Genomic DNA, 24,074 nt, shown 5'->3' on the forward strand with positions numbered 1-24,074 from the left:
AAGCATTATACACCTATTTCCAAGAAAAGAAAAGAGCAAATACGAAAAAAATCAGTGCTCCTTCGAACACTGATGTTAGGGACCTTCTAGTCATTGCGACCAAAGATACGTAAAATACTTAGGAAAAGATTGATAAAATCAAGATAGATACTAAGAGCCATTGACACAACCCAACCTGTCGCTACACGACCTTGTGATTGCTCATAGGCATAGCGAATTTTTTGGTTATCTGAAGCAATCAGCCCTGAGAAAACCAAAACCATGGCTACGCTAATCATATAATCAAAGAAACCGCTAGCCAAGAAAATATTAACTACCATGGCAATCAGCAAACCGATAAGAGCCGCCATCATCGCTCGACCAAGCCCGCTCAAGTCTTTCTTGGTGAACATGCCAACTGCCGCCATGACAAAGAAGAGAAGGGCGCTCGACACAAAGGCAGATAAAACTGTACCTGGAGTATAGAAGGCCACCACAAAACTGAGTGTAAAGCCGTTTAATACTGAGTAAAGTAAAAATACTGGAAGAGCCGCTGGACTATTCTTTAAGGCCATGCTACTGGCAACGAAAACCAAGGCCAACTCTGCAAAAGTAGCAATGGTCAACCAGAGACGCCCCTGCATCAAAAAGTAAACCAACTGAGATTGAAAGACCGTCAACATAAGGCCTGATACCAAAGCAGATAGTCCGATCCCCAGACCAACAAAGGCATAAACCTTAGCGTAAAATTGATTGAGACCTGCGCGGTCATGAATAATAGTGTGATTCATCTTTTCTCCTTTTCAATGAATATCTTTCCTTGATTATAACAAAGAAAGTTAAAATTAGCTTAAATGGAAAATTAAAATACCGGCTGCAACGGCAACATTCAAACTCTCTGCCTGCCCCTTCATGCTAATGTGAATCAACTGGTCTGCACTTTCAGCCATGAGGGGACTAATTCCTTGACCCTCATTCCCCATAACTAGTACAAAATTTTCTATAGGAGGCAGTTCTCTGTAATCAACAGAATCTTTAGATAGGGTTGTTGCCAGCACTGGGATAGCTGCCTCTTTGGTCTCCTTAAGAAGCGCTTGACTAGACATCCGGTAAATGGGCAGATGAAAATGACTGCCTTGCATGGAACGTAAGGTCTTGAGACTGTAGATATCTGCCGACTTATCTGAAACAATTACTCCAGTAAAGCCTGCTGCATCCGCAGTTCGAATGATAGTTCCCACATTACCAGGATCTTGCACATCTTCCAAAAACAAGAACTTGCCCTGACTAAAGTCAGCTTGCCCTACTTCTTCTTTTTGAACCACGGCAACAATTCCCTGTGGAGTCTGAGAATCCGCCAAATCTAGCAAAATATCCTCTGATACCCAGACAGTTTGCGGAAAAGCAGCTAACTGATCTCGGTAATTTTCTATAGCAAAGATTTTTTCAATCGTCACTCCAGCTTGGACAGCTTCTTCAAACAAGTGCCAGCCTTCAATCAAATAGGCAGACTTGCGGTATTTTTTTTGGTGTAATTTCTTGGCATTTTTTACCACAGAATTGGCTTTTGAGGTTATAATAGTCATAGAAATATTATAACACAATCAAAGGGGTTTTGTATGCAAAAGGTTAGAATGATTGCCCAAGGTAGGGTACAGGGAGTCGGCTTTCGTTGGGGTGTTTACAGCTTGGCACTTGAAATTGGTGGCATCACAGGTCGAGTATGGAATAACGACGATGGCACAGTGGAAATTTTAGCCCAAGCAGACTCATCTGCTATCATGGCAAAATTTATCCAAGAAATCCGAAAAGGACCCACACCTTTTTCAAAAGTCAGCTACTTAGATGTCAAACTAAGCAACTTTCCTCCCTACCCTGACTTCAAAATCGCAAATTAGGTCTCTAGAACTATTGTATATTTTGTAAAAAAACAGTAGAATAGAAAGGTATAATTTTTAAAGAAGGAATAAAAACAGTGAAATCTATTAAACGTTTTGCACTCTCAGCTATGGGAGTGGCTATGTTGCTAGTCTTAACTGGCTGTGTCAATGTCGATAAAGCCACAGGCCAGCCAACAGGATTTATTTGGAATACTATCGGAGCGCCTATGGCTGAAGCTATCAAGTACTTCGCCAATGACAAGGGACTTGGTTTTGGGGTTGGTATCATCATCGTAACCATTATCGTGCGCTTGATTATCTTGCCACTTGGTATCTACCAATCATGGAAGGCGACGCTTCACTCTGAAAAGATGAACGCCCTCAAGCACGTCCTTGAGCCACACCAAACACGTCTCAAAGAAGCAACTACTCAAGAAGAAAAACTCGAAGCCCAACAAGCTCTCTTTGCTGCTCAAAAAGAGCACGGTATCAGCATGTTTGGTGGTGTAGGATGTTTCCCTATCCTCCTTCAAATGCCTTTCTTCTCAGCTATCTACTTTGCTGCCCAACATACTGAAGGTGTTGCTCAAGCAAGCTACCTAGGAATTCCTCTAGGTTCTCCAAGTATGATTTTGGTTGCCTGCGCTGGTATTCTTTACTACCTTCAATCACTCCTTTCACTTCACGGAGTAGAAGATGAAATGCAAAGAGAACAAATCAAGAAAATGATTTACATGAGCCCACTCATGATCGTCGTCTTCTCCCTCTTCTCACCAGCTAGTGTCACACTTTACTGGGTTGTCGGTGGTTTCATGATGATTCTCCAACAGTTTATCGTCAACTATATCGTTCGTCCAAAACTTCGCAAAAAAGTCCGTGAAGAACTAGCCAAGAACCCACCAAAAGCACGTGCTTTCTCTACACCAAGTGGACGAAAAGACGTTACCCCTGAACAACCAACTGCCATCACAAACAAGAAAAAACACAAAAATCGCAACGCTGGAAAACAACGTTCGAGATAAAGCTACGTAAATTATCCAATAATTAAAAAACGAATGAATGATAAATAGTTTTCATCAACTAGATATCATCATTCGTTTTTATTATCTACCGTTACATCTTATACTAGTCGAAAAAGTTAAATAGTTTAAAAGCTCACATATAAAAACTATTCAATCATAAATTAACAAGTAAATCACTATGATTTAATACAATTCACAGTTATTAAAACTTCTGCTCCCGCGTCTCTATTTCTAAGCTCAACTCGGCCTTTGTGTAGTTTTGCAACCCTACATACAAAACTAAGTCCAATACCATAATGTTGCTCTTTAACCGATCTAGCTTTATCCATACGATAAAAGAGCTTTCCAAAATTAGTTAAAACTTCCTCTGGAAATTCCGAACCATTATTCCATATACCTATTTTCAATTCCTTCCCCTCTTGCTCTACCCTAATTTTAATTTTAGGATTCTGTTTATCTGCATACTCCAAAGCATTTGTTAAAATATTTTGTATCGCACGAATCAGAAGAGATGGATTTATATAATAGTTTTCAGTTCCTTTCACATTTTGTTCAAAAGAAAACTTCATCTGATTTTTTATCAAAAAAGAGACTTCTTTCTCTAATTCATTGATAAAATCTGAAGAGGAATACTCCGTCCAACCTGTCTCATCATCATAATAGGTTTTAGAATAGTGAATCAATTGATTGAAATAATCTAGTAACTGTTGACTAGCTCTTTCTATATCTGCTAAGCATTCTTGAGATTGGTCGTTTTCAGTTATCGCCTGCAAAAATTCCACATTTCCCCTAATAATGGTTAAGGGAGTTTTTAAATCATGGGAAGCTGCTGAAACTTGAAACATCAAATCTTCTTTCTGCTGTTTCTCATCAACTATTAATTGTCGAATTCTATCTTGCATCACAATAAGCCGATTTCCTGTCTCATGAAATTCTTTAACCGTTAAACTTTCTGTACATCCCCTCTCCAACCACATACTATTTTCATAAATCAAAGTCATTTCATAACTCAGTTTTTTCAACAATTTTCCAATGTGATAACTTATTAGAACAATCAATAAAACACAAATATATATCCATGATGACACATTGAAAAAAATTGATAGAACACCACTATTTTTTAGAGGTTTCCCGTCTTCATTTATTTGTATAGATACTGAAGCTAAGGGAATAAGATAGGCCATTAGTAAGCCAAGACTAAACTGCCAAATAATTCTCCAACAGGTTTCTCGAATTAATTGTCTAAAACTTTTGATTCTACCCATTGATATCCTCCACCGTACAAGGTTTTAATTGGATTTAATTGATAAGGTTTCAGCTTTTGACGAATTTGATAAATGTACTCTGAAACCGAACGTAAAAGAGCTTCTGAACTTTGTGGATATAGATAATTATAAATTTCCTCAATAGAATATATTTTACTTGGGGTGCTTGCCAAAAGATTCACTATATCAAATTCCCTCCTTGTCAGAGCAATCTTATCATCGTTTACAAATAGTTCCTTACTATCCGTATATAGTATAAGCTTCCCAATCTTTATTTGATGAACATTTCCTTTATTTCGTTCTTCACGACGCAAGTGCATTTTAACACGTGCTAACAATTCTTGCATACTAAAGGGCTTCATAATATAATCATCAGCACCCGCATTAATTCCAGCTACTAAATCTTCATCCATATCCTTGGCAGTTATAAAACAGATAGGAACAGTTATCTGTTCACGAATCATCTGACAGATTTCTAAACCACTAACAGGCATCATAATATCTAATAAAATCAAGTCAAATCCTGTAAAATCACAAAGATCAATCTCTTCTATCTTATTTCGTATGACTACTTCATATTTTTCATATTCTAGTACTTTTTTTATTAGGCGAAGAATAGCAAGATCATCATCTACCACCAAAATTTTATAAGCCATAACTCACCCTCCTAACTATATTATAGCACTAACCGAGAAAAAGACAGGACATCCCCTGTCTTTAGCCTACATTTCTTCCTATTAGTATCAGTGTAGCAAATACAAAAACAATTAATAACCAAACTATTTGTATCCCTAAGCCTTGCCACACTGGATAATAAAGAGACAATGGATAGATATAAAAACAATTCATACTAGCTAGTAATGGTAAATTTCTAAAAAAAGAACTGAATTGTAATAACATTTGCCCCAACCCCAATAAAAGGGATAAACTGATTCCCAAAATTAAGATAAAAGACTGGGAAATAAATACAAAAATACCACTTAAAAGAGCGAAGGTTAGAATAGAAATACAAGCTGGAAATAGAATTGTTAGAACATGTTTAATATTGCTAAAAAGATTAATATTGTAGTATCCATGGGCGATTAGTATACATAATGATATTACAGCAACCAATAATACAATTTCCATACATAATACAATAGATAGTTTACATATTATAAATTTTAAACGATTTGGACATGTAAGAAAACTTGTACGAAGGCTAGAACCTGTAAATTCTTGACCTATAAATAGGACTGCTAGACTAATGAAGCCTGCCTGTCCTAAATAGAGACTTTGCAGTAGCTGTTCCAAAACAAACTGTAGGGTCAACTGGTCTGGCTTATTATTTAAAAAAATAACTAACGCTGGAACACACAGTAATAGAGCACCTATAATCAACCAGTGCCAAGGATTCATCATAAACTTGAGATACTCACTTTTAAGTTGCTCTTTCAACTTATTCACCTCCTCCAATATCTGACTTAAGTAAGCGGTAAATTGCTAAAGCTAAGAATGAGAAGTTCCAACAAAGTAAAAGTAAAATATGTTGTAAACTATTATGTTCTAAAATTTGAGGAGATGTAGCAATCAATCCTTGCCCCAATGCAACTGGAAGAAATTTTGCAACCGATATATAGTTTGCTAAAAATGTTCCTAAATTGTAGACTTGAGGAAGCAAAAATAATAGAGGAACAATGGCTGTTTTAAATGTCAAAGCCATAATATAGGCTAGCAGTCCCAACAAAGTCCAAGCTATACTGGCTAAAAATATATAGAACCAAACTGTTCCATTTAGTGAAAAAAGCAATAAGCCATCTTGTCCTAAAACATAATGTGTCATGTTAATCGTAAGGAATATTGATAGAAAGGAAATGAAAAAAGAAAATACAAGCCAAACTAATGTTTTTGAAACTAGGAAAGTACTTCGATTTGTAATAGAGAGGAGACTTGTACGAATAGCAGAGCATTTATACTCCTCGGCTCCGTAAATTGAGCCTAGGATAATCATAATAAAAACACCAAATAAAGTGACATCAAAACCTAAAAATTCAATAGGAGGTATAGCTTCTGCTAATTCTGGATTTGTCTCTGGTGTAGCATGGATACCAACTGAAGCAATTTGAGAAGCACCAATATTTGCTAAAAACGTTTGAAATACCAGTATCAAGAATAATACAACATGAGTAGCTCTCCTATAAAGCAATTTCAATATTTCAGAATGAAGAGAGTATATAAGTGCCATGTCACTTTCCTCCCTCTGTTAAACTAAAGAAGACTTCTTCTAGTGAAGAAAGATTTTTCATCACTTCTTGTAAAGTGCCTTTTATAAGAACTTTTCCTTTATTTATGATAACTACATCATCTGTTACTGCTTCCACTTCCGATAATATATGAGATGATAGCAAGACTGTCTTTCCTTCTTGAGCTTGTTTTTTTATAAACTCTCTAAACCACCGAATTCCTCTTGGATCCAACCCATTAGTCGGTTCATCCAATATCAGATATTGAGGATTTCCTAATAGAGCTGTTGCAATTCCCAAGCGTTGTCCTTCTCCTAATGATAATTTCCCAATTTTAGATTTTTTCTTATGGCTAATATCCACCATATCCAAGACTTGATCAATTCGCTGACTGGATATCCCATTACTAGCAGCAACAATTTTCAAATGTTGATAAACAGTCCGATCATCAGGAGCTCCTACACTGTCAAATGAAGCTCCTACAGTCTTTAGAGGAAATTTTAATTCCTTATAAGTTTGATCTCCAATTTTGGTAAGACCAGATGTTGCTTTGTCTAATCCTAATAAAATACGTAATGTTGAACTTTTACCAGCTCCATTTGGACCCAGGAAAGCAGTCACTCTACCTGCTTTTGCTTCAAAAGAAATATCTTTTAAAATTTGAGTTTGTCCATATGACTTACATAAATTTTTAATAGCAATACTTTGTTCCATGATGTTCTCCTATTCTATTTAATATTTCTAAAAGTAACTATATCTTACACATTCTTTTTCGGATTTTTTTCAGAATTTCAAGAGTCAAAAGATTTAATACTCAATGAAAATCAAAGAGCAAACTAGGAAGCTAGCCGCAAGCTGTACTTGAGTACGGTAAGGCGACGCTGACGTAGTTTGAATTTGATTTTCGAAGAGTATAAAATTTTGTTTCATTTAATTATCTAGATTTGTGTAAACTTAAAAGCCCGATGTTTCTATCAGGCTTCTTTTTTATCCATGTACACGTTTCATATAGTCTTGATAACTTTCGGTATCCATGAGTTTTTTAGCATTTTTCACGCGATCTGCTGTTGGTGGTTTGACCCCTTCGAGGGAATATGGAATTCCCAGTTCACGCCACTTGAACTCACCCATGGTGTGATAAGGCAGGATTTCAAACTTATCAACATTTTTGAGGGTCTTGACGAACTTACCAAGTTCAATCAAGTCATCATCTCTATCTGTTAATCCCGGAACTAGCACGTGGCGAATCCAGACAGGTTTTCCAATATCTGATAGATACTGGGCACAGGCCAAGATGTTTTTATTGGTTTGACTAGTGACAATCTTGTGCTGTTCTTCGTTGATTTCCTTGATATCCAAGAGAACCAAGTCAGTGACTGCCATGAGTTTGTCAAACTTTTCAAGGTAGCGTGGTTTATTACGGAAAGGAAGGGCACAAGTATCCAAAGTACAGTGGATTCCTTGTTCCTTAGCCTTGGTGAAGAGGGCAATCAGGAAATCAATCTGCAAGAGCGCTTCTCCCCCACTGACTGTAATACCGCCCTTATTTCCCCAGAAACCGCGGTAGCGCAAGGCCTCTGCCAAGACATCATCTACTGTGCGTTCACGTGATTTATTGGACTCCATAGCCCAAGTGTCTGGATTGTGGCAATACTGGCAACGCATGTGACAGCCCTGCAAAAAGACAATAAAGCGAATACCAGGCCCATCTACCGAACCAAAGCTTTCTGTCGAATGCACCATTCCTGTCACTTGTCCATAATCAATTGTTTCTTCAGACATATCGTTACCTTCCTTGAAAACGTTTTATAGTTTTATTATATCACGACTTGAAGGAAAAACAAGATTTTTGCCTATTTTTTAGAAAGCAATCTGTTTTTCAATTTCATTTTCAATCTATTCTCAGATTATTCTTCAAAATCAAAGCCATACAAGGTTGCAAAATAGTCCTCAGGGCGCTCTGCACGGCGGATTTGGCGAGCTTTACCTTCTTCAGTATAGAGGATTTCCGCAGAACGAAGTTTGGCGTTGTACTGGTAGCCCATTGAAAAACCGTGTGCACCTGTATCATGAATTACCAGCAAATCACCGATTTCTGTATGAGGCAGTTCGCGATTCACTGCAAATTTATCATTATTTTCACAGAGTGAACCAACCACATCTACCACTTCAGCTGGTCCATCTGGATGAGTCACGTTAGTAATATGGTGGTAGGCTCCATACATAGCTGGACGCATGAGGTTGACTGCTGATGCATCCACACCCAGATAAGTACGGTAGGTTTTTTTCTTATGAGTGACTCTTGTGACCAAAGCACCGTGAGGGGCTAGCATAAAACGACCCAATTCGGTAAAAATCTTGACCTGACCAAGACCTACTGGTGTAAGAACCTCTTCATACACCTTACGAACTTCCTCACCAATCAAGGCGATATCGTTCGGCTCTTGGTCTGGACGATAATTGACACCAATGCCGCCAGAAAGATTGATAAAGTCTAGCGAAATGCCCAACTTTTCCTTGATTTCAACAGCCAATTCAAAAAGCTGACGAGCCAACTCTGGATAATAGAGATGGGTCACGGTATTGGACGCTAGGAAGGAGTGAATCCCAAAAGTCTTGGCTCCTTTTTCCTTCAAGATGGCAAAGGCTTCAAAGAGCTGGTCCTTAGTCATGCCAAACTTGGCTTCTCCAGGATTGTCCATGATATCTGTTCCCAGTTCAAAAACACCGCCAGGATTGTAACGACAAGAGATAATTTCTGGAATGCCTGCCGCTCGCTCTAAATGTTCAATATCTTCAAAAGCATCCAAGTTAATGGTCGCACCTAATTCACGCGCATAGGCATATTCCTTGTCTGGCGTATTGTTTGAAGAGAACATAATCTCAGAACCTGGAAAGTCCAGTTTATGGCTCATCAAAAGCTCTACATAACTAGAACAGTCCACGCCACAACCTTCCTCTTGAAGGATTTTCAAAATTGCTGGAGTCGGAGTAGCCTTAACTGCAAAATATTCCTTAAAACCCTTGTTCCACGAAAAGGCTTGGTTGACAGCTCTTGCCTTCTCACGAATCCCCTTCTCATCATACAAGTGAAAGGGAGTTGGGAACTCAGCAACAATCGCTTCTAACTCTTCTCTATTGATAAATGGTGTTTTCATAAGCTTCCTTCTATTCTATTTGCAAAGAAAGGCTGGGACAATCGTTCCAACCTTTGGTTCTATCTCTTATTTATCTTCGTCAAAGATATTGCCAACCTCAACATCGATGGCTTGGTTCTTGACATCAATATTGGTTACCTTCAAGAGTGACTTGTAGTCAAACTGCTTTTCACGTTCTTCTTGGGCATTGTCCGCAAAGACTGCGACACCAGCTAGTTCAGAATCAAACTCACGCAAAAGACTGATCATCCCATTGACCGTTCCGCCACCTTTCAAGAAGTCATCTACGATTAAGACTCGACTTCCTGCCTTGAGACTGCGTTTTGAAAGGAACATTTTCTCAATGCGGTCACCACTTGAACCGGATACATAGTTGACGCTGACAGTTGAACCTTCGGTAATTTTCAAGTCACGGCGCACAATGACAAAAGGAACATTTAGGACATTGGCAACTGCATTTGCAAGTGGCACACCCTTGGTCGCTACTGTCATAACCGCATCAATTTTTTGGTCCATAAAGCTCTTGGCAATAATGCGACCAATATTTTTCAAGATGGCTGGTGTGCTAAGCAAATCAGACAGATAGATATAACCACCTGGCAAGATACGGTCACTTTCTGACAACTTGGCACGCAAGTCCTCAACCATTTCCTTGGCATCATGGCTTGAGATTGATGGTGTGAAGATGACACCTCCACCAGCCCCAGTAACTGTCTGGATGTGGCCGATTTCGATTTCCTCAAAGGCACGTTTGATAATGACGATATCTTCTGAGATAGATGATTTAGCAGATTCATACTTTTCAGCAAAAGTATTGAGACTAGTTAGTTTATAAGGATTATTAATCAAATAGTTGGAAATGACAACCATCCGATCACTTCTTCTTAATTTCATTTCTATTTCCCACTTCATTTAATTTTGATATTTTATCTATTATACCATATTCACATAAAAAAACGAACATTCTTGCCCTAAAAAATGCTCGTTTTTCTTAAATTATTAATCTAAATCTGGTTTATAGAAAGAACGATTGTCCATAGCGAAGATTTTATTGGTCATCTCTCCTTTATCCACCAAAGCCAGAGCTGTTGACATCATCATCATACTAGCATCCAGATTATCAATCATATGGATAATCTCTGCCTCCATGATACGTGGACGAACCGGACTTCCATACTCTAATAAACCGTGGTGGCTGAGGATGACGTGGCGGAGCAAAACGACTTCTTCCTTTGTATCATCGATGCCGAGTTCCATAACCGTCTTAGTAATTTCACTATCGATCAGAGCGATATGTCCAAGGAGATTGCCTCGCACTGTATACTCTGTCTGGTTTGGTCCCGTCAACTCGATAACTTTAGCCAAGTCATGTAGCATAATTCCTGCATAGAGCAGGCTCTTATTGAGCTGAGGATAGACCTCACTAATGGCATCTGCTAAACGCACCATGGTCGCCGTATGATAGGCCAATCCCGTTTCAAAGGCATGGTGGTTGGTCTTAGCAGCTGGATAAGAGTAAAATTCCTTATCGTACTTGGTGTAGAGATTTCGGACAATTCGTTGCCAAACAGGATTTTCTATTTTGAAAATCATCTGCGACATGTAGTCACGGATTTCCTTGACATCAACTGGCGACTTGACCTTGAAATCAGCTGGATCATTTGGTTCACCAGGTTGAGGCAGGCGGAGAGTAATTTGATTGACCTGAGGGGTGTTGTTATAAACTTCTCGGCGCCCTTTCATGTGAACAACCTTACCTGCGGTAAAGGCCTCAACGTTATGAGGTTGGGCATCCCAGAGTTTCCCCTCAATCTCGCCACTATCATCTTGGAAGGTAAAGGCTAGGTAGTTTTTCCCAGCTCGTGTCTGTCTCAAATCAGCTGATTTGATTAGGTAAAAGCCTTCAAACAGCTCATCTTTTTTCATGTGACTAATCTTCATATTCTTCCTCATCTTCTTGGAAATGGAGTAGATCAAGCGCAGGCTCACCTTCTGATAACTCAATGTGACGGAGCGTCCGCTCAATAGCTGTGGTACGACGGTTTAATAATTCATCAATATTGCCAGAGGCATGTTGGAGATGTTTTTGTGCCTTGACCAGAATGCCACCAAACTTGGCAAACTCGGTCTTGACACTGGCAAGAGTCTTGCTAATATGGTCAGCACTCTTTTGGATATTGAGAGTTTTGAAGCCAACTGATAGAGAGTTAAGCAGAGCCGACAAGGTACTTGGCCCTGCGACAATAATCTGCTCTTCCCGTCTCAAATCATCAAAGAAGACCGGATTGCGGACGATTTCTGAGTAGAGACCTTCTGTCGGAACAAACAAGACTCCAAAATTAGTCGTCCGAGGTGGGGCTATATACTTGTTCCTGATATCCTTAGCAAAGCGCTTAACGCTGGCTAGGAGTGACTTACGACAGCGTTCAATTTCGTCCTTGTCACCTGCTTCATATGCTTCTTCCAAGCGGTAATAATCTGCCAGTGGAAACTTGGAGTCAATCGGTAGGTAAACATATTCCTGGTCGCCTTGCCCAGGTAACTTGATAGCGTACTCCACTCGTTCACTGGAGTTTTCAACCGTTGCATATTCTCGTTCATACTGGGCAGGGGTCATGATGTCTTCGATGATTTGCCCCAGTTGCAATTCTCCCAAAATCCCTCGCGTCTTGGTTCCAGAGAGAACCTTGTTGAGAGTACCAACATCACGGGCAACTGTCTGCATTTCTCCCAGACCACGATTTACCGACTCCAGTTGCTTAGAAACTGTCTCAAAGGAAGCCTGCAAGCGTGTCTGTAAGGTCTTTTCCAACTTTTCCTCGACCGTCTGGCGCATTTGTTCCAAGCGTTGCTCATTTGATTCCTGTAAGGCTTGAAGACGTTGGTCAGTCTTGTCTCTAGTTTGCAAGAGATTATCTGTCATTTCTTGACGGACCTGAGTCAGCCCTTGGTGCAATTCGATTCGCACTTCTTGCAAACGGTCGCTGACAGCCACTTCCAAATCTTTTTGGTCTAGCTGGCTGGCTTGTCTGGCTTGTTCAAAACGATAATCCAACTGGTCTGACAGATGATCTGCCTGATCCTCCAAGCTCTTGCTTAAGTGTTTTTCCTGCTTATCCTGCCTTTGCCAAATGAGAAAAAGTCCAGCTAGGTTGGCAATTAATAATAGAACAAGTAAACTTTCCATCCTACCTCCTGTCCTTGCTATGCAAGACAACCACATAGCCATCTGGGCAAGTCACCGAAACTTCTCTACCTATATATTCGTTAGAAGCGTACACTTTTTTAAAGAAAAAATTTTCCTCTGTCAACTCATACTTGGCACCAAGAATGGTCAACTGGCTATCCCGAACTGGCATAAAGGCTAGGTAGTCATAGTCTGAACGTGGTTCAAGTTGACTGATCCCTTCTGGACAATAAGTAATCAAGTTTTGTCCATCCTCAATCGCTATCTGGTGCATATAGGGGGCCAACTTGGGATTGCTAGGCAGAAAGACATTGGCCAGCATGTGATCAATACGACCACCCAAAGCACCGAAAATAGTGACCTGGGCCTGAGGATTTTGTTCAAAAATGGTCAAGAGAGCCAATTCCAAATCCGTGTCATCTTTTTCCGGATGAGCTTGGAAAAACTGCTGGGCGCATTTTTGAATCAACTGACGCTCTTCTGCAGTTACAGAATCAAAATCTCCAACTGCTAGAGTAAGAGGAAGTTTTTCCTCCAAGACCCAGAGCGAGCCCCGATCCACACCGACAAAGCAATCAAAATCCGTCCGGTAGTGACCGCGGTCTCCGCCTGCAAAAACGGCAACCCTAGTCCAGTTGTTTTCTGAGAGTTTGTACTCGCTCATTGACATCTCCCTTAAAGACATAGGAACCTGCTACAAAAACGGTCGCACCAGCTTCTTTAGCCTGAGCAATGGTCTGATCATCAATCCCGCCATCGACTTCGATTTCAAAGTTCAAGCCTTTTTCCTCACGAAGGGCAACCAACTCACGAACCTTATCCATGGTTTCAGGCAGAAAGGCTTGTCCCCCAAATCCAGGGTTAACTGTCATAACTAAAACTTGGTCAACTAGGTGAAGCACGTGCTTGATAGCTTCAACAGGCGTACCAGGATTGATGACAACTGATGGCTTGACACCGAGTGAACGAATTTTTTGGAGGGCACCATGAATATGAGGCGTTGCTTCCACATGGATGCTGATGATATCGGCACCTGCACGCGCAAAGTCTTCTAAATGATGCTCTGGATTAGCTACCATCAAGTGGCAGTCAAAGACCATCTTGCTATGAGGGCGAAGAGCTTCGACCACACCTGCACCAAAACTGATTTGTGGCACAAAGTGCCCATCCATGATATCGATATGGGCATATTCTGCACCAGTTGCTTCTAGACGTTTGATTTCACGTTCAAAGTTGGCATAATCTGCTGCCAGAATTGACGGAGCAATCTTGTATTGAGACATAGGTTTCTCCTTATTTTGGAATTTTTTTGCTGACTTTTTTGTAGGTTTCTCTACGATTTTCAATCTCACTGAGGAATTGCAGGTAGTTGTCAAAACGGAAGGTGGCAATAACACCTTCTTCAACTGCTGGCTTGACAGCACAGGACGGCTCATGGGTATGTGTACAAGTACGGAATTTACAGTCTAGACTGACACTAGCAATCTCTGGGAAGGCCTGATTGAGGTCTTCAGCCGTTGTTACTTCATAATCCAGCGATGAAAAACCTGGTGTATCTGCGATTTTACCCCCATTAAGGTTGTAAAAACTAACAGCTCGAGTGGTATGGCGCCCGCGACCCAGACTGTCTGAGATTTCTCCTGTTTCAAGATTGAGGTCTGGTGCGATTTTATTGAGAAGGGTTGATTTTCCAACACCTGTCTGCCCCATAAAGACTGTAACCTTGCCTGTTAACAAGGGCAGGAGTTCCTCTTTACTGGTCACAAAGTCATAGCCGATGTCACCATAGGTTTGTTGGTAAAAATCCAGTTCGCCTCTATCTTCCAACAAATCCATTTTAGAAATATAAACGATGGGATGGATGTCCTTGTGCTCCAAAAGAACCAAGAAACGATCCAGCAAATTGCTGTTAAAATCAGGTTCCTTGACAGACATGATCACCACAGCTTGGTCAATATTGACAATAGGCGGACGGACCAGACTGTTTTTCCGTTCATGAATCTTGAGGATATAGCCTTCTGAATTTTCCTCGGCAGAAAAATCTACCCAGTCTCCAACGTAAGGAGTATGGCCTTTTTTACGGAAATTCCCACGCGCGCGTGTTTGATAGACCTGGCCATCACTCTCTACATAGTAGAAGCCTGCCAAGGCCTTAATAATTTGTCCCTGCATCTTAGAGTCCTTGCCCTTTAAGCGCGTCTGCTAGACTGGCAAATTCTTCCAAGCTGAGAGCTTCCCCACGTACACTTGGTGACAAGCCTGCTTGGTCCAAAGCCTTGGTCAGCTTGTCCTTGACCTCTTCAGTCTTGCCAAAGTAACCTGTCAAGTTATTCCACAAGGTCTTGCGTCGATGAGTGAAACTAGCCTTGGAAACCTTAAAGAAGAAGTTCTCATCTTCTACTGCTACAGCTGGCTCTGGACGACGCACCATTTTCAAAATAGCAGAGTCCACATTTGGCGCTGGCACAAATACCGTACGAGGCACGATAAAGGCAACCTTGGCAGTCATGTAATACTGCACAGCGATTGACAAACTGCCATATGCCTTGGTGTTAGGTTGGGCTGAGATACGATCCGCCACTTCTTTTTGCATCATGACTACAAACTCACTAAAAGGAATGCCACTCTCAATCAAGTGCATGAGAATAGGCGTCGTGATGTAGTAAGGCAAGTTGGCCACTACCTTGATTGGCAGGTCAGGATTTTTGAAATTCTGGATATGTTGGGCCAAATCGACCTTGAGAATGTCCTCGTTGACTACGGTAACATTGTCAAAATCACGTAGGGTATCTGCTAGGATTGGCACCAAACGATGGTCAATTTCAAAAGCCATGACCTCTGCTGCACGCTCAGCCAGAAACTCCGTCAAGGCACCAATACCTGGGCCAATTTCAATGACATTAACTTGGTCATCAATCTCAGCCGTATCCACGATTTTTTGTAGGATATTGGTATCCGTCAAGAAGTTTTGCCCGAAAGACTTTTTAAAGGTAAAACCGTGACGCTCCAGCACTGCCTTGGTCACGCTATAATCTGCAATTCTCATCTATTCTCTTTTCTATTATCTGTTACTTCTATTGTAACACATTCCCCTTGTATTTTGGGGGTGAAAATCATACCAAAAAACTATCTTTCCTCATGAAGAAAGATAGTCTTGGAAATCTTTAAAGGTGGACTTAGCGGTTCTCTCGAAACATCCGTTCGAAAAAATCAGCTTCTTTATAACTTCGATTTTCAGGTAGGGTCAAATCTACATCCTCCTCCACGTCGTCCACTGTCAGTTCAACCGTTTGAGGTAAATTTTTCAAACGATAATGCTTTTGCCTTTGCCCTTCAATACTAGCAAAATCAAGCAAATAGCCATTCACTCGGATTTGAACCAAAAGGAGATGATTGGTCATATTTTCCATGATGAGAATATCTTCTAAACCACCTCTGGCACTAGGATAATCAGATACCCTGCGAATACGGATTTTTTCACACATGAGCAAGCTCCCTCATATCAATGATTTCATCGGCCTTATTCCAGACTAGGGGATTATGGGTCGCAATGATGACAATTCGATTTTCATCTTTCAAGCCCACCAAGAGATTCATAACCTCCTCTGAATTTTCAGGATCAAGAGCTGCTGTTGGTTCATCTGCCAAAATCAAGGGTGGATTTTTCAAAATAGTCTTCGCAAGGGCAACTCGTTGAGCCTCTCCCCCAGATAAGGTATAAATTTTTTGTTCTAGATCCAAATACCCTAGATTAACTTTTTCTAAAGCCTCCACTTGCCTTTCCAAACGTTCTACTTTTGAGATTTTCTGACCAACAAAGCCCAAATCCAAATTCTCTTTGATTGATTGGTTTTCTAAGAGGCCAAAATTTTGAAAGAGATAGCCCATCTGGTCTCGAAAATACTCACGAGTGGGAATGGTTTTTAAATCTTTCCCCTGATAGAGAACCCTTCCTCCATCTATCTTTTCTAGTTTACCTAAGATATTCAGCAGAGTCGTCTTTCCGCTTCCACTCTTACCGATTAAGGCATAAACCTTGCCCTTCTCCAGCTTGAGGTTTAAACCAGAGAAAATCGCGCGGTCATTAAACTTCTTTTCCAATCCTTGAATATCAATCATCTTATTTTCCTTTCAATACTGCCATGCTACCAGCTTCTTCTTTTTTATCCTGTCTAACTAAAATCAACAGAGCGTTAAGCGTAAACAAAGCTACAACTAGAGCGCTAATCAAGCTATCTCCTGTCAAAACACTAGATAGGATTAGCCCAAGTAAGAGAACTCCTCCTTGCGCCAGTAAGTACTTGCCATGAAGCTCATAGATTGTCATACCAGAAAGACGTTTAATCATGATCTCCCGTCTAAACTGCTCAAAATAGAGAAGATTCATGGAATCAAATAACAAGATAGCCGTAGATAGAGTCAAAATAGTCCCAATAAGGAGAGAGTAGAACTCCATCCGTTTGTCATTTAGTACCTTGGCAAAAAATAGCTGGCTTTTTACCAAATAAGAGACCTTGTGATACAGACCTTGCTCTTTTAGAGCTGTGATGCTGTCTTGATATTGATCTAATTTCAAGGCACTATTAGCCGTAGTTCCCCATAACATCCCTGCAACAGGTCTTGTTCCAGTCGCTTGCGGCGTTAAAACTACAATAATCGGATCTTTTAGGTACTGGCGTGTCGTCTTGTACCCATCGTTATAGAGGAAGCGTTCCTGTCCTGTTTCTGTAAAAGCTAGCGTTACCTGTGGGAGGTAGTGTTTCTGACTCGTCACTTCTACACTTTCAGATGAAAAGTTTTGCAGGTAATCTGTAAATAATCCTTGATAGTAGGCAGACTGCTCTCGCAAGCTCTCAGGCAAGATCAGCCCAAACTCTCCCTCAGACAAGTTTTGCATCTTATCCATAAACTCTGAAGAAACGGTAATCTTTTCTTCTATCAGATAGCGCGGTGAGACATAGATGACATTCCCTGACGGTGTGTAGTCATTGAGACGATTGCCATCTAGGTCCACTTCTGCTCCATCTGAGAAATTGTCAACATTGCTCATAATATAAAAAGAGTCTGTATTGGCTAACCGTTCTTCAGTAAATGTCTGCCACTCACGATTATCCTTACGCATTCCTTCTTCATCGGCAAATGCACTAGACCAACCAAAGGATAGACGGTAACGGTCTGAGGACTGGCTCCATTTATCGCTAGCTCTCTCCATTTCCTGCATTTCACGGTAGTGGGGTAGGAGAGCAGTCGCACTCGAGCCGACCACCAGCACGGCCAAGAGTTGCCCCACCATCATCAATGTCATCATACGTTTGAGAGGGAGTTTCCCTTTCAATAGATCCACCAGACTATTTTCTTGTAAACCAAGTAGATACACGATACTTAATAAGGTAGAAATCCCTACCAAGGCCAATCCATAAAGCAAAAGACCAATGATGACCAGTTGTACCGTTGCCATAAACAAGGCACCTTGATACCAGAGAATCCCCAATCCCAAAAGACTGGATACCAGCACTGAGCAGATAAGCTGTCTCACATCTTCTAACACTGGTCTGAGAGCCACCCCAAACAAGCTCTCACCAGCTATTAAGCGAATCCCTGCTTGACGAAGGGACTTGATCCGATAAATCAGGGTCAGACTCATAAAGGTCAGCAGAAAAATAGCTAGACTCAGTAGCCCCATAGGGGTGGCCGCCAATAATAAGACTATCGAAAATGGATCTTCTCCATTCGAAACAAAGCCTTGATAACCAAGTTCTTTCAAGGTGGTCTGTAAACTCACTCCATCCAAACTTCCTGACACAATCAAGTAAGACCCTAATAAATCACTCGTTTCTGAACTCTCCTTGGAGGAAATGGTCAGACCTTCTGGAAGCTCTCCCTCACCATAAGTGGCATAGATAAAGCGTGTTTCTCCAGCTTCATTTGGCTCAACAATCCGACGGGCGATGAGACTATTATGCTCTACCGCCAAGTGACTCAAAGCCTCTGTCACCTCTTCGCGACTAGCTACTGGTTGATTTATCACCATTCCTGTCACATCAACAGAAGGATAGTTACCAAATAAAATCTCTTCTCGATGGTCAACGGAAGTTATCACCATATAAAGCGATACCAATACCATTGAAATCAAAATAAATAAACGTTTCATCATTTCCTCCAAAAAGTTACTTGGTCACTTAGTGAGAAGGTGACCAAGTAAAGCTAAACAATAGGGCTATACCATTCTAAACATTATAGTAGAATGCAACTTTCTCTCCCCAAGAAGTACGAATCCATGCACGAGAAGTCCCTCCAGCACCAGCATATCCCTTATCAGATGAACCAGTTTTTCTACTAACAACTGTTGAGCTATGATATTCTGAAGAGTGATAGTAGTTTGAGTAAGCACCTCCGTCACCTGAACCATACGTCCAGACACCACCATCTGGATACTTAACCGCGGCCGATACTACTGCTACACTTCCACCTAATGTTGCTGCAATGCTCGCTACAAGGGCTAATTTTTTAACTGTTTGTTTCATATTGATACTCCTCTATTTTTTATTTTATCATAAATATTTATTATATATTGTCCATTTTCTATTCAAGTAAAACTAAGTCATGGATCATAGACCTTTTCAAAGCAACACCTCATGGTATCCTCTCCTTATTTTTCTAATTTAGTCTATCAAGTTGTATTTATTATATGTTATGAATAAATTTTTTGAGACTAAGTAGACATAACTAAATTTTATTTAAACCACCAAGTAACTAAATAAAATAAACTAAAAAAGTTCATACTGTAATCTCCTTTCACATTTTTATTAATTATAAATTATTCTTAAATAAACTCAAAGGACATCAATGTCCTTAAAATAGAACCATTTCGTGTCATTTTTAGCTTATACTTATATATAAAAAACAGTCCTAAAGACGAACTTTAGAACTATTTCAATACTAGAACAAGGACATTTTTGTCACTGATTCACTATGTTTATAAATATTTTTTTAAATCTTCTTGCCATTGTTTCTCCAACATAGTAACTAAATAAGAATTTTCTATTATATCAGCAAATAGCTTCGATTTCTGATAGAACTGTTCGGCAGAAACATAATCATTGTTTATTATTAGAGATAATTTCCACTCCAACATTAATATAATTGGTTTCTTCTGAAAATCTTGTGTTTTTTCCATTATATGATTAAGGCTAAAGATATAAGCTCCGAGTGAATCATAAGACGACAAATTATCCAAACAGGCTAGACCCGAAAACAAAGTGTTACTTAAAGCAAACAGATATTCTGGTGCAATTAATTCTACATGATTTGTCAAACGAACTAAAAACGAATGAATTCTGTTAATTTCTTCAATCTGATTTTGACCTTGTTTTATCTTTGTAAGCACTATAGCAAAATATAAGTTGATAACTTCTAATTCATTTATCAAAAACAATTCCTTATCATAAATTGTTTTAAAATAATCGTCCAGTACGGTTTCCCCATATTCTGGTCGTCCGCTTCGAATAACATCTATCGTTGCTCTAGTAGCTTCAAACCATATTTTTTCCTCATTAGGAAGTTGCTCATAAAATAAATCCTCTATCTCTTCCAAACACGCTTCCTTCTTATCATACTCCTCTTCTTTACCATAGATTGGTTCACGTAAAATTTGGTATTTCAATTCTAAATAAGCAGGAGGAAGAGCTGAAAAATCCGGCATAAGGCTATAAGCTGGAACTCCTAGCCGGCGAGCAATATAGTCTAACTTGGGCAAACTTGGTTGCGAAGCTCCACTTTCAATTCGCGACAGTTGACGAACTGTCAGTTCTTGCTCATCTCCACAAAAATCTGGACGACTAATTCCTTTTTCTATCCGAATCTCTTTAATTTTTTGACCAATTAACATCAGACGCCTCCTCTTCTACCTGCTTCGAAAAATACTGTGAAACTTAAAAAATTGTAACGGCTACATCTTTCCTACTCATAAGATTTCATGGCTTCTTCCACTTCTGCCAAGGTGACCCCAAACAACTCTAAGCGCTTGAGGAGTTGCTTGCCGTTGGAATAGCCGATTCGGAGAGCATCTCCTAGATATTCTCGTCGCTTACGGCTATCTGCTCCCGCTAGAAAACCAAGGCGAATCAAGTCGCTACGACTGATGTCAAACTGACTCTCATGTTCAAATTGTTCTGTCACCTGAGCTAGAGCTGTTTTCAGGTCTTCATGGCTAGCATGCTCAATTCCCAGAGAACGTCCCTTGGTTTTGGACTTGGGAACAGCTTCATCTCGTTTGAGGAAGGCATGCTGAACCGTTGGAATGGCCGTCATGATCATGCGCCGAATCCGCTCCCCATTAAAATCTGGGTCTGTAAAGACAATGACTCCATGACGTTGGTGCAAGCGCTGAATCCGCTCTATATCCTGATCATTGATGGCAGAACCTCGGGTCTCATAGGTCTCTACATCGAAGTAACGTTTGAGATTGGCCGTATCATCGCGCCCTTCGACCACGATAACTTGAGAAATTTTTTCTTTCATTATTTGCTATCCAATCCAAAAATTCGCTCCGCATTTGCAGTTGTTACCGCCGCTAGCTCTTCTGCCGTCATGCCACGCAAGTCAGCGATAAAGTCCACTACATAGCGAGTGTAGGCTGTTTTATTTTCACGACCACGTTTAGGAACAGGAGCCAAGTAGGGAGCATCCGTTTCCACCAAAATCTTGTCCAAAGGTAACTCTTTAGCTGCTTCTTGGATGTCAGTTGCCTTCTTGAAAGTCACCACTCCTGAGAAGGAAATGGTCATACCAAGCTCGACAAACTTCTCTGCCCACTCAAGCGTCCCTGAAAATGAATGCATGATACCACCTCGAGGACCAACGCCCTCGCTCTTGATAATCTCATAGGTATCTTCCAACGCATCACGGGTATGAACTACAAAAGGCAAATCCAAGTCCTTAGATAACTGAATCTGACGGCGAAAAACCTGCTCCTGCACCTCTTTTGGCGCTGTCATCCAATGGTAATCCAAACCAATCTCACCCAAGGCAACTACCTTTGGATGCTTGAGCTTATCAAGCAAGTAGGCTTCAATCTCCTCCGTGTAAGTCCCCGCTTCTGTCGGATGCCAACCAATAGTTGCGTAGAGTTGGTCGTACTCATCCACCAACTCCAAGGCACGCTCAATCGTCGGTTGATCAAAACCAACAATATTCATCTGTGTCACACCCATCTCAGCAGCCAAGGTAATTTCTTCTGCCTCACGACCTGCAAATTCTTCTACATTCAAGTGTGTATGTGTATCAAAAATCATCTCTTCTAACCTCGTTTTCTATCTACTATTATAGCAAAAAAACTGGCCTCTCTCCTCATCTGAAAAAAATATTCTAAAACCCATTATCATCTCTTGACGCTCTTTTTCCAAAGCAGTATAATAACACTTATTGAATTTTTCAACAAAGGAAACAACTATGTTTACAAAATTAAAACAGACCTTTATCGGTCGTCCTCTTAAGTCCTTAACTGAAGGCGAAGGGGGACTACTGGGAAAAATGCAGGCACTGGCCATGTTGTCAAGCGACGCTCTGTCCTCCATTGCCTATGGACCTGAGCAAGTAGTCCTGGTCTTGGCTAGTCTCTCTCCTCTAGCTATATGGTGGAGCCTTCCTATCGGTCTCTTTGTCCTCCTGCTCCTAGCTAGCCTGACCGTTTCCTACCGTCAAATCATCCATGCCTACCCTCAAGGTGGAGGGGCATATATGGTTACTCGAGAAAATCTATCTCCCCAACTTGGCTTGATTGCTGGAGGTAGTCTTCTGGTTGACTATATGTTGACCGTAGCGGTGTCTGTTGCTTCTGGAGCTGACGCTATCACAGCAGCTCTCCCTGCTCTCCACCCTTACAACCTCCACATCTCCATTTTTCTGGTTTGCTTGCTCATGCTCTTGAACTTACGGGGCTTAAAAGAATCTGCCAGCTCACTGATGATTCCTGTCTATCTCTTTATCATCAGTACTGTCTTTCTCTTGCTCTATGGAATCTTTCAACTAGTGACAGGTTCTCTCAGCTATCAGGCTACTTCACCTATTGGGCATGCTGTTCCGAGCCTGTCTATCGTTCTCATTCTAAGAGCTTTTACCAGCGGATCTGCCTCTTTGACAGGGGTTGAAGCTATTTCAAATGCCGTTCCCTTTTTCAAGGGTCCAAAAGAAAAGAATGCCGCTCAAACCTTGACCATTATGTCACTGATTTTAGGTTTTCTTTTTGCTGGTATCACCTTCCTAAACTACTGGATGGGGATTATGCCTCAACACGGAGAAACCATCCTTTCACAGATGGCTCAAGGCATCCTTGGCACTTCCTTCTTAGGCCACCTTGGGTATTATCTCTTCCAATTCTCCACAGCCTTGATTTTGGCCGTAGCTGCAAATACTGGCTTTTCGGCTTTCCCTATGCTGGCTTACAATATGGCTAAAAACAAATACATGCCCCATCTCTTTATGGAAAAAGGAGACCGCCTAGGCTACTCCAATGGAATTTTAACTCTGGCTTTTGGGGCTATGATTCTTCTTCTCATTTTTAATGGCAATACAGAACGCTTGATTCCTCTTTATACTATCGGGGTCTTCGTTCCCTTCGCCCTATCTCAGACTGGGATGATTCGCCATTGGAAAAAAGAAAAAGGAGCAAATTTCTTAAAACCTGCTCTTGCTAATATCCTTGGGGCAATCATTTGCTACGCGATTGTACTAATCTTGCTCTTTTTCCGTCTCAGTGATATCTGGCCCTTCTTCCCGATTATTCTCGTACTCACCCTACTCTTCTTAGCAATTCACAGTCATTACCAAAAAGTAGCCCAACAACTGCGACTCTATGAAGGAATCGAAAAACGTACCTACGATGGCAATCTTGTCCTCGTCCTAGTAGGAAATGTTACCAGAGTCAGCGTCGGAGCCATTAACTATGCCCAAAGTATCGGTGACGAAGTCTTAGCCATGCACATTTCTACAAAGGAAACCGCAGAAAAAGACCAAGAAATTCTCCAAGAATTTGCCGATTACTTCCCAACCATTACTCTGAAAAATATCAAGACCAGCTACCGCGATATCATTACCCCTACTGTCAAGTATGTCAAACGAATTTCCGAGGAAGCTCAGAAAAAGAACTATACAGTCACTGTCCTCGTCCCCCAGTTTATCCCTAATAAACCTTGGCAAAATATCCTGCACAATCAGATGAGTCTTAAACTCAAATACGCCCTTCGTTGGCACCAAGACGTCGTTGTCGCTAGCTACTCTTATCACTTAAAAGAATAAAGAAAAGGCCCTACCAGAAGCAAGAAGCGTCTGGCAAGGCCTTTTTCTGAATCCAGTTACTATGCG

At 40.7% G+C, this 24,074-nt stretch carries 26 protein-coding genes; 3 read left to right on the forward strand and 23 right to left on the reverse strand.

The window, feature by feature from the left end; translation table 11 throughout:
* Window positions 1-86 precede the first annotated feature (86 nt).
* Window positions 87-770, reverse strand: a complete 684-nt coding sequence (locus F9B91_RS07685; protein ID WP_078237944.1) for a Bax inhibitor-1/YccA family protein — start codon at window positions 768-770, stop codon at window positions 87-89.
* A gap of 54 nt (window positions 771-824) precedes the next feature.
* Window positions 825-1,565 carry a TrmH family RNA methyltransferase gene (locus F9B91_RS07690; protein ID WP_061590040.1) on the reverse strand — a complete coding sequence of 247 codons (741 nt, stop codon included), beginning with the start codon at window positions 1,563-1,565 and terminating at the stop codon, window positions 825-827.
* Window positions 1,566-1,598: 33 nt separating this feature from the next.
* On the opposite strand from F9B91_RS07690, the gene F9B91_RS07695 reads away from it, so the two are divergent.
* A complete protein-coding gene (locus tag F9B91_RS07695) occupies window positions 1,599-1,877 on the forward strand; it encodes an acylphosphatase (protein ID WP_001174612.1) in 279 nt (92 codons plus the stop codon).
* 77 nt (window positions 1,878-1,954) lie between these two features.
* Window positions 1,955-2,881, forward strand: a complete 927-nt coding sequence (gene yidC, locus F9B91_RS07700; protein WP_150922885.1) for a membrane protein insertase YidC — start codon at window positions 1,955-1,957, stop codon at window positions 2,879-2,881.
* Window positions 2,882-3,057: 176 nt separating this feature from the next.
* Here the strand turns inward: yidC and F9B91_RS07705 are convergent, their stop codons facing one another.
* The 21 genes from F9B91_RS07705 to F9B91_RS07810 all read right to left on the reverse strand — a co-directional run bounded on the left by F9B91_RS07705 (window position 3,058) and on the right by F9B91_RS07810 (window position 22,006).
* Entirely contained in the window at window positions 3,058-4,146 is a 1,089-nt protein-coding gene (locus F9B91_RS07705) for a sensor histidine kinase (RefSeq protein ID WP_150922886.1), read from the reverse strand.
* Window positions 4,116-4,802: a response regulator transcription factor gene (locus tag F9B91_RS07710; RefSeq protein ID WP_060806081.1), complete on the reverse strand. Its 687-nt coding sequence runs from the start codon at window positions 4,800-4,802 to the stop codon at window positions 4,116-4,118. Before F9B91_RS07710 ends, F9B91_RS07705 begins: the two co-directional genes overlap by 31 nt.
* A gap of 61 nt (window positions 4,803-4,863) precedes the next feature.
* Window positions 4,864-5,583 carry an ABC transporter permease gene (locus tag F9B91_RS07715; RefSeq protein ID WP_150922887.1) on the reverse strand — a complete coding sequence of 240 codons (720 nt, stop codon included), beginning with the start codon at window positions 5,581-5,583 and terminating at the stop codon, window positions 4,864-4,866.
* Between the two features lies 1 nt (window position 5,584).
* Window positions 5,585-6,370 (reverse strand): ABC transporter permease, encoded by a 786-nt coding sequence (locus F9B91_RS07720; protein WP_150922888.1) that lies wholly within the window; start codon window positions 6,368-6,370, stop codon window positions 5,585-5,587.
* A gap of 1 nt (window position 6,371) precedes the next feature.
* Window positions 6,372-7,082: an ABC transporter ATP-binding protein gene (locus F9B91_RS07725; RefSeq protein ID WP_060627165.1), complete on the reverse strand. Its 711-nt coding sequence runs from the start codon at window positions 7,080-7,082 to the stop codon at window positions 6,372-6,374.
* Window positions 7,083-7,355: 273 nt separating this feature from the next.
* A complete protein-coding gene (pflA, locus tag F9B91_RS07735) occupies window positions 7,356-8,150 on the reverse strand; it encodes a pyruvate formate-lyase-activating protein (RefSeq protein WP_033683045.1) in 795 nt (264 codons plus the stop codon).
* Window positions 8,151-8,275: 125 nt separating this feature from the next.
* On the reverse strand, window positions 8,276-9,526 hold the full coding sequence (locus F9B91_RS07740; RefSeq protein WP_150922889.1) for a diaminopimelate decarboxylase: 1,251 nt from the start codon (window positions 9,524-9,526) through the stop codon (window positions 8,276-8,278).
* A gap of 66 nt (window positions 9,527-9,592) precedes the next feature.
* The gene (gene purR / locus F9B91_RS07745) at window positions 9,593-10,420 is read right to left on the reverse strand and encodes a pur operon repressor (RefSeq protein ID WP_004238844.1); all 828 of its coding nucleotides are present in this window, start codon (window positions 10,418-10,420) and stop codon (window positions 9,593-9,595) included.
* A 105-nt stretch (window positions 10,421-10,525) separates the two neighbouring features.
* Window positions 10,526-11,467 carry a 3'-5' exoribonuclease YhaM family protein gene (locus F9B91_RS07750; RefSeq protein ID WP_150922890.1) on the reverse strand — a complete coding sequence of 314 codons (942 nt, stop codon included), beginning with the start codon at window positions 11,465-11,467 and terminating at the stop codon, window positions 10,526-10,528.
* Window positions 11,457-12,713 (reverse strand): DNA recombination protein RmuC, encoded by a 1,257-nt coding sequence (gene rmuC, locus F9B91_RS07755; RefSeq protein ID WP_191962428.1) that lies wholly within the window; start codon window positions 12,711-12,713, stop codon window positions 11,457-11,459. Before rmuC ends, F9B91_RS07750 begins: the two co-directional genes overlap by 11 nt.
* 1 nt (window position 12,714) lies before the next feature.
* Window positions 12,715-13,377 carry a thiamine diphosphokinase gene (locus F9B91_RS07760; RefSeq protein WP_150922892.1) on the reverse strand — a complete coding sequence of 221 codons (663 nt, stop codon included), beginning with the start codon at window positions 13,375-13,377 and terminating at the stop codon, window positions 12,715-12,717.
* The gene (gene rpe / locus F9B91_RS07765; RefSeq protein WP_000084990.1) at window positions 13,340-13,996 is read right to left on the reverse strand and encodes a ribulose-phosphate 3-epimerase; all 657 of its coding nucleotides are present in this window, start codon (window positions 13,994-13,996) and stop codon (window positions 13,340-13,342) included. The genes F9B91_RS07760 and rpe overlap by 38 nt, the downstream gene beginning before the upstream one ends.
* 10 nt (window positions 13,997-14,006) lie before the next feature.
* Entirely contained in the window at window positions 14,007-14,885 is an 879-nt protein-coding gene (gene rsgA / locus F9B91_RS07770; RefSeq protein ID WP_150922893.1) for a ribosome small subunit-dependent GTPase A, read from the reverse strand.
* A 1-nt stretch (window position 14,886) separates the two neighbouring features.
* Window positions 14,887-15,759, reverse strand: a complete 873-nt coding sequence (gene rsmA, locus F9B91_RS07775; RefSeq protein ID WP_001216839.1) for a 16S rRNA (adenine(1518)-N(6)/adenine(1519)-N(6))-dimethyltransferase RsmA — start codon at window positions 15,757-15,759, stop codon at window positions 14,887-14,889.
* 130 nt (window positions 15,760-15,889) lie between these two features.
* Window positions 15,890-16,198 (reverse strand): hypothetical protein, encoded by a 309-nt coding sequence (locus tag F9B91_RS07780; RefSeq protein ID WP_000333261.1) that lies wholly within the window; start codon window positions 16,196-16,198, stop codon window positions 15,890-15,892.
* Window positions 16,191-16,832, reverse strand: coding sequence for an ABC transporter ATP-binding protein (locus F9B91_RS07785; RefSeq protein WP_150922894.1), 642 nt, complete (start codon window positions 16,830-16,832; stop codon window positions 16,191-16,193). The genes F9B91_RS07780 and F9B91_RS07785 overlap by 8 nt, the downstream gene beginning before the upstream one ends.
* 1 nt (window position 16,833) lies before the next feature.
* The gene (locus tag F9B91_RS07790) at window positions 16,834-18,864 is read right to left on the reverse strand and encodes a bacteriocin-associated integral membrane family protein (protein WP_000825283.1); all 2,031 of its coding nucleotides are present in this window, start codon (window positions 18,862-18,864) and stop codon (window positions 16,834-16,836) included.
* A gap of 76 nt (window positions 18,865-18,940) precedes the next feature.
* The gene (locus tag F9B91_RS07795) at window positions 18,941-19,237 is read right to left on the reverse strand and encodes a lactococcin 972 family bacteriocin (RefSeq protein ID WP_000815396.1); all 297 of its coding nucleotides are present in this window, start codon (window positions 19,235-19,237) and stop codon (window positions 18,941-18,943) included.
* 452 nt (window positions 19,238-19,689) lie between these two features.
* On the reverse strand, window positions 19,690-20,601 hold the full coding sequence (locus F9B91_RS07800) for a helix-turn-helix domain-containing protein (protein WP_000904842.1): 912 nt from the start codon (window positions 20,599-20,601) through the stop codon (window positions 19,690-19,692).
* Between the two features lie 71 nt (window positions 20,602-20,672).
* Complete coding sequence (rnmV, locus tag F9B91_RS07805; protein ID WP_150922895.1) at window positions 20,673-21,233, reverse strand: ribonuclease M5; 561 nt, start codon at window positions 21,231-21,233, stop codon at window positions 20,673-20,675.
* Window positions 21,233-22,006 (reverse strand): TatD family hydrolase, encoded by a 774-nt coding sequence (locus tag F9B91_RS07810; protein WP_150922896.1) that lies wholly within the window; start codon window positions 22,004-22,006, stop codon window positions 21,233-21,235. Before F9B91_RS07810 ends, rnmV begins: the two co-directional genes overlap by 1 nt.
* Before the next feature lie 157 nt (window positions 22,007-22,163).
* Between F9B91_RS07810 and F9B91_RS07815 the strand changes: the two genes are divergently transcribed.
* On the forward strand, window positions 22,164-24,008 hold the full coding sequence (locus tag F9B91_RS07815; protein WP_150922897.1) for an APC family permease: 1,845 nt from the start codon (window positions 22,164-22,166) through the stop codon (window positions 24,006-24,008).
* Window positions 24,009-24,074 lie beyond the last annotated feature (66 nt).

The organism is Streptococcus mitis (assembly GCF_008763935.1).
Classification (GTDB): domain Bacteria; phylum Bacillota; class Bacilli; order Lactobacillales; family Streptococcaceae; genus Streptococcus; species Streptococcus mitis_DB.

Coding starts and splice junctions, on each gene's coding strand:
- F9B91_RS07685 (WP_078237944.1), bottom strand. CDS start 770: ATGAATCACACTATTATTCATGACCGCGCAGGTCTCAATCAATTTTAC.
- F9B91_RS07690 (WP_061590040.1), bottom strand. CDS start 1,565: ATGACTATTATAACCTCAAAAGCCAATTCTGTGGTAAAAAATGCCAAG.
- F9B91_RS07695 (WP_001174612.1), top strand. CDS start 1,599: ATGCAAAAGGTTAGAATGATTGCCCAAGGTAGGGTACAGGGAGTCGGC.
- F9B91_RS07705 (WP_150922886.1), bottom strand. CDS start 4,146: ATGGGTAGAATCAAAAGTTTTAGACAATTAATTCGAGAAACCTGTTGG.
- F9B91_RS07710 (WP_060806081.1), bottom strand. CDS start 4,802: ATGGCTTATAAAATTTTGGTGGTAGATGATGATCTTGCTATTCTTCGC.
- F9B91_RS07720 (WP_150922888.1), bottom strand. CDS start 6,370: ATGGCACTTATATACTCTCTTCATTCTGAAATATTGAAATTGCTTTAT.
- F9B91_RS07725 (WP_060627165.1), bottom strand. CDS start 7,082: ATGGAACAAAGTATTGCTATTAAAAATTTATGTAAGTCATATGGACAA.
- pflA (WP_033683045.1), bottom strand. CDS start 8,150: ATGTCTGAAGAAACAATTGATTATGGACAAGTGACAGGAATGGTGCAT.
- F9B91_RS07740 (WP_150922889.1), bottom strand. CDS start 9,526: ATGAAAACACCATTTATCAATAGAGAAGAGTTAGAAGCGATTGTTGCT.
- purR (WP_004238844.1), bottom strand. CDS start 10,420: ATGAAATTAAGAAGAAGTGATCGGATGGTTGTCATTTCCAACTATTTG.
- F9B91_RS07750 (WP_150922890.1), bottom strand. CDS start 11,467: ATGAAGATTAGTCACATGAAAAAAGATGAGCTGTTTGAAGGCTTTTAC.
- rmuC (WP_191962428.1), bottom strand. CDS start 12,713: ATGGAAAGTTTACTTGTTCTATTATTAATTGCCAACCTAGCTGGACTT.
- F9B91_RS07760 (WP_150922892.1), bottom strand. CDS start 13,377: ATGAGCGAGTACAAACTCTCAGAAAACAACTGGACTAGGGTTGCCGTT.
- rpe (WP_000084990.1), bottom strand. CDS start 13,996: ATGTCTCAATACAAGATTGCTCCGTCAATTCTGGCAGCAGATTATGCC.
- rsgA (WP_150922893.1), bottom strand. CDS start 14,885: ATGCAGGGACAAATTATTAAGGCCTTGGCAGGCTTCTACTATGTAGAG.
- rsmA (WP_001216839.1), bottom strand. CDS start 15,759: ATGAGAATTGCAGATTATAGCGTGACCAAGGCAGTGCTGGAGCGTCAC.
- F9B91_RS07780 (WP_000333261.1), bottom strand. CDS start 16,198: ATGTGTGAAAAAATCCGTATTCGCAGGGTATCTGATTATCCTAGTGCC.
- F9B91_RS07785 (WP_150922894.1), bottom strand. CDS start 16,832: ATGATTGATATTCAAGGATTGGAAAAGAAGTTTAATGACCGCGCGATT.
- F9B91_RS07790 (WP_000825283.1), bottom strand. CDS start 18,864: ATGAAACGTTTATTTATTTTGATTTCAATGGTATTGGTATCGCTTTAT.
- F9B91_RS07795 (WP_000815396.1), bottom strand. CDS start 19,237: ATGAAACAAACAGTTAAAAAATTAGCCCTTGTAGCGAGCATTGCAGCA.
- F9B91_RS07800 (WP_000904842.1), bottom strand. CDS start 20,601: ATGTTAATTGGTCAAAAAATTAAAGAGATTCGGATAGAAAAAGGAATT.
- rnmV (WP_150922895.1), bottom strand. CDS start 21,233: ATGAAAGAAAAAATTTCTCAAGTTATCGTGGTCGAAGGGCGCGATGAT.
- F9B91_RS07810 (WP_150922896.1), bottom strand. CDS start 22,006: ATGATTTTTGATACACATACACACTTGAATGTAGAAGAATTTGCAGGT.
- F9B91_RS07815 (WP_150922897.1), top strand. CDS start 22,164: ATGTTTACAAAATTAAAACAGACCTTTATCGGTCGTCCTCTTAAGTCC.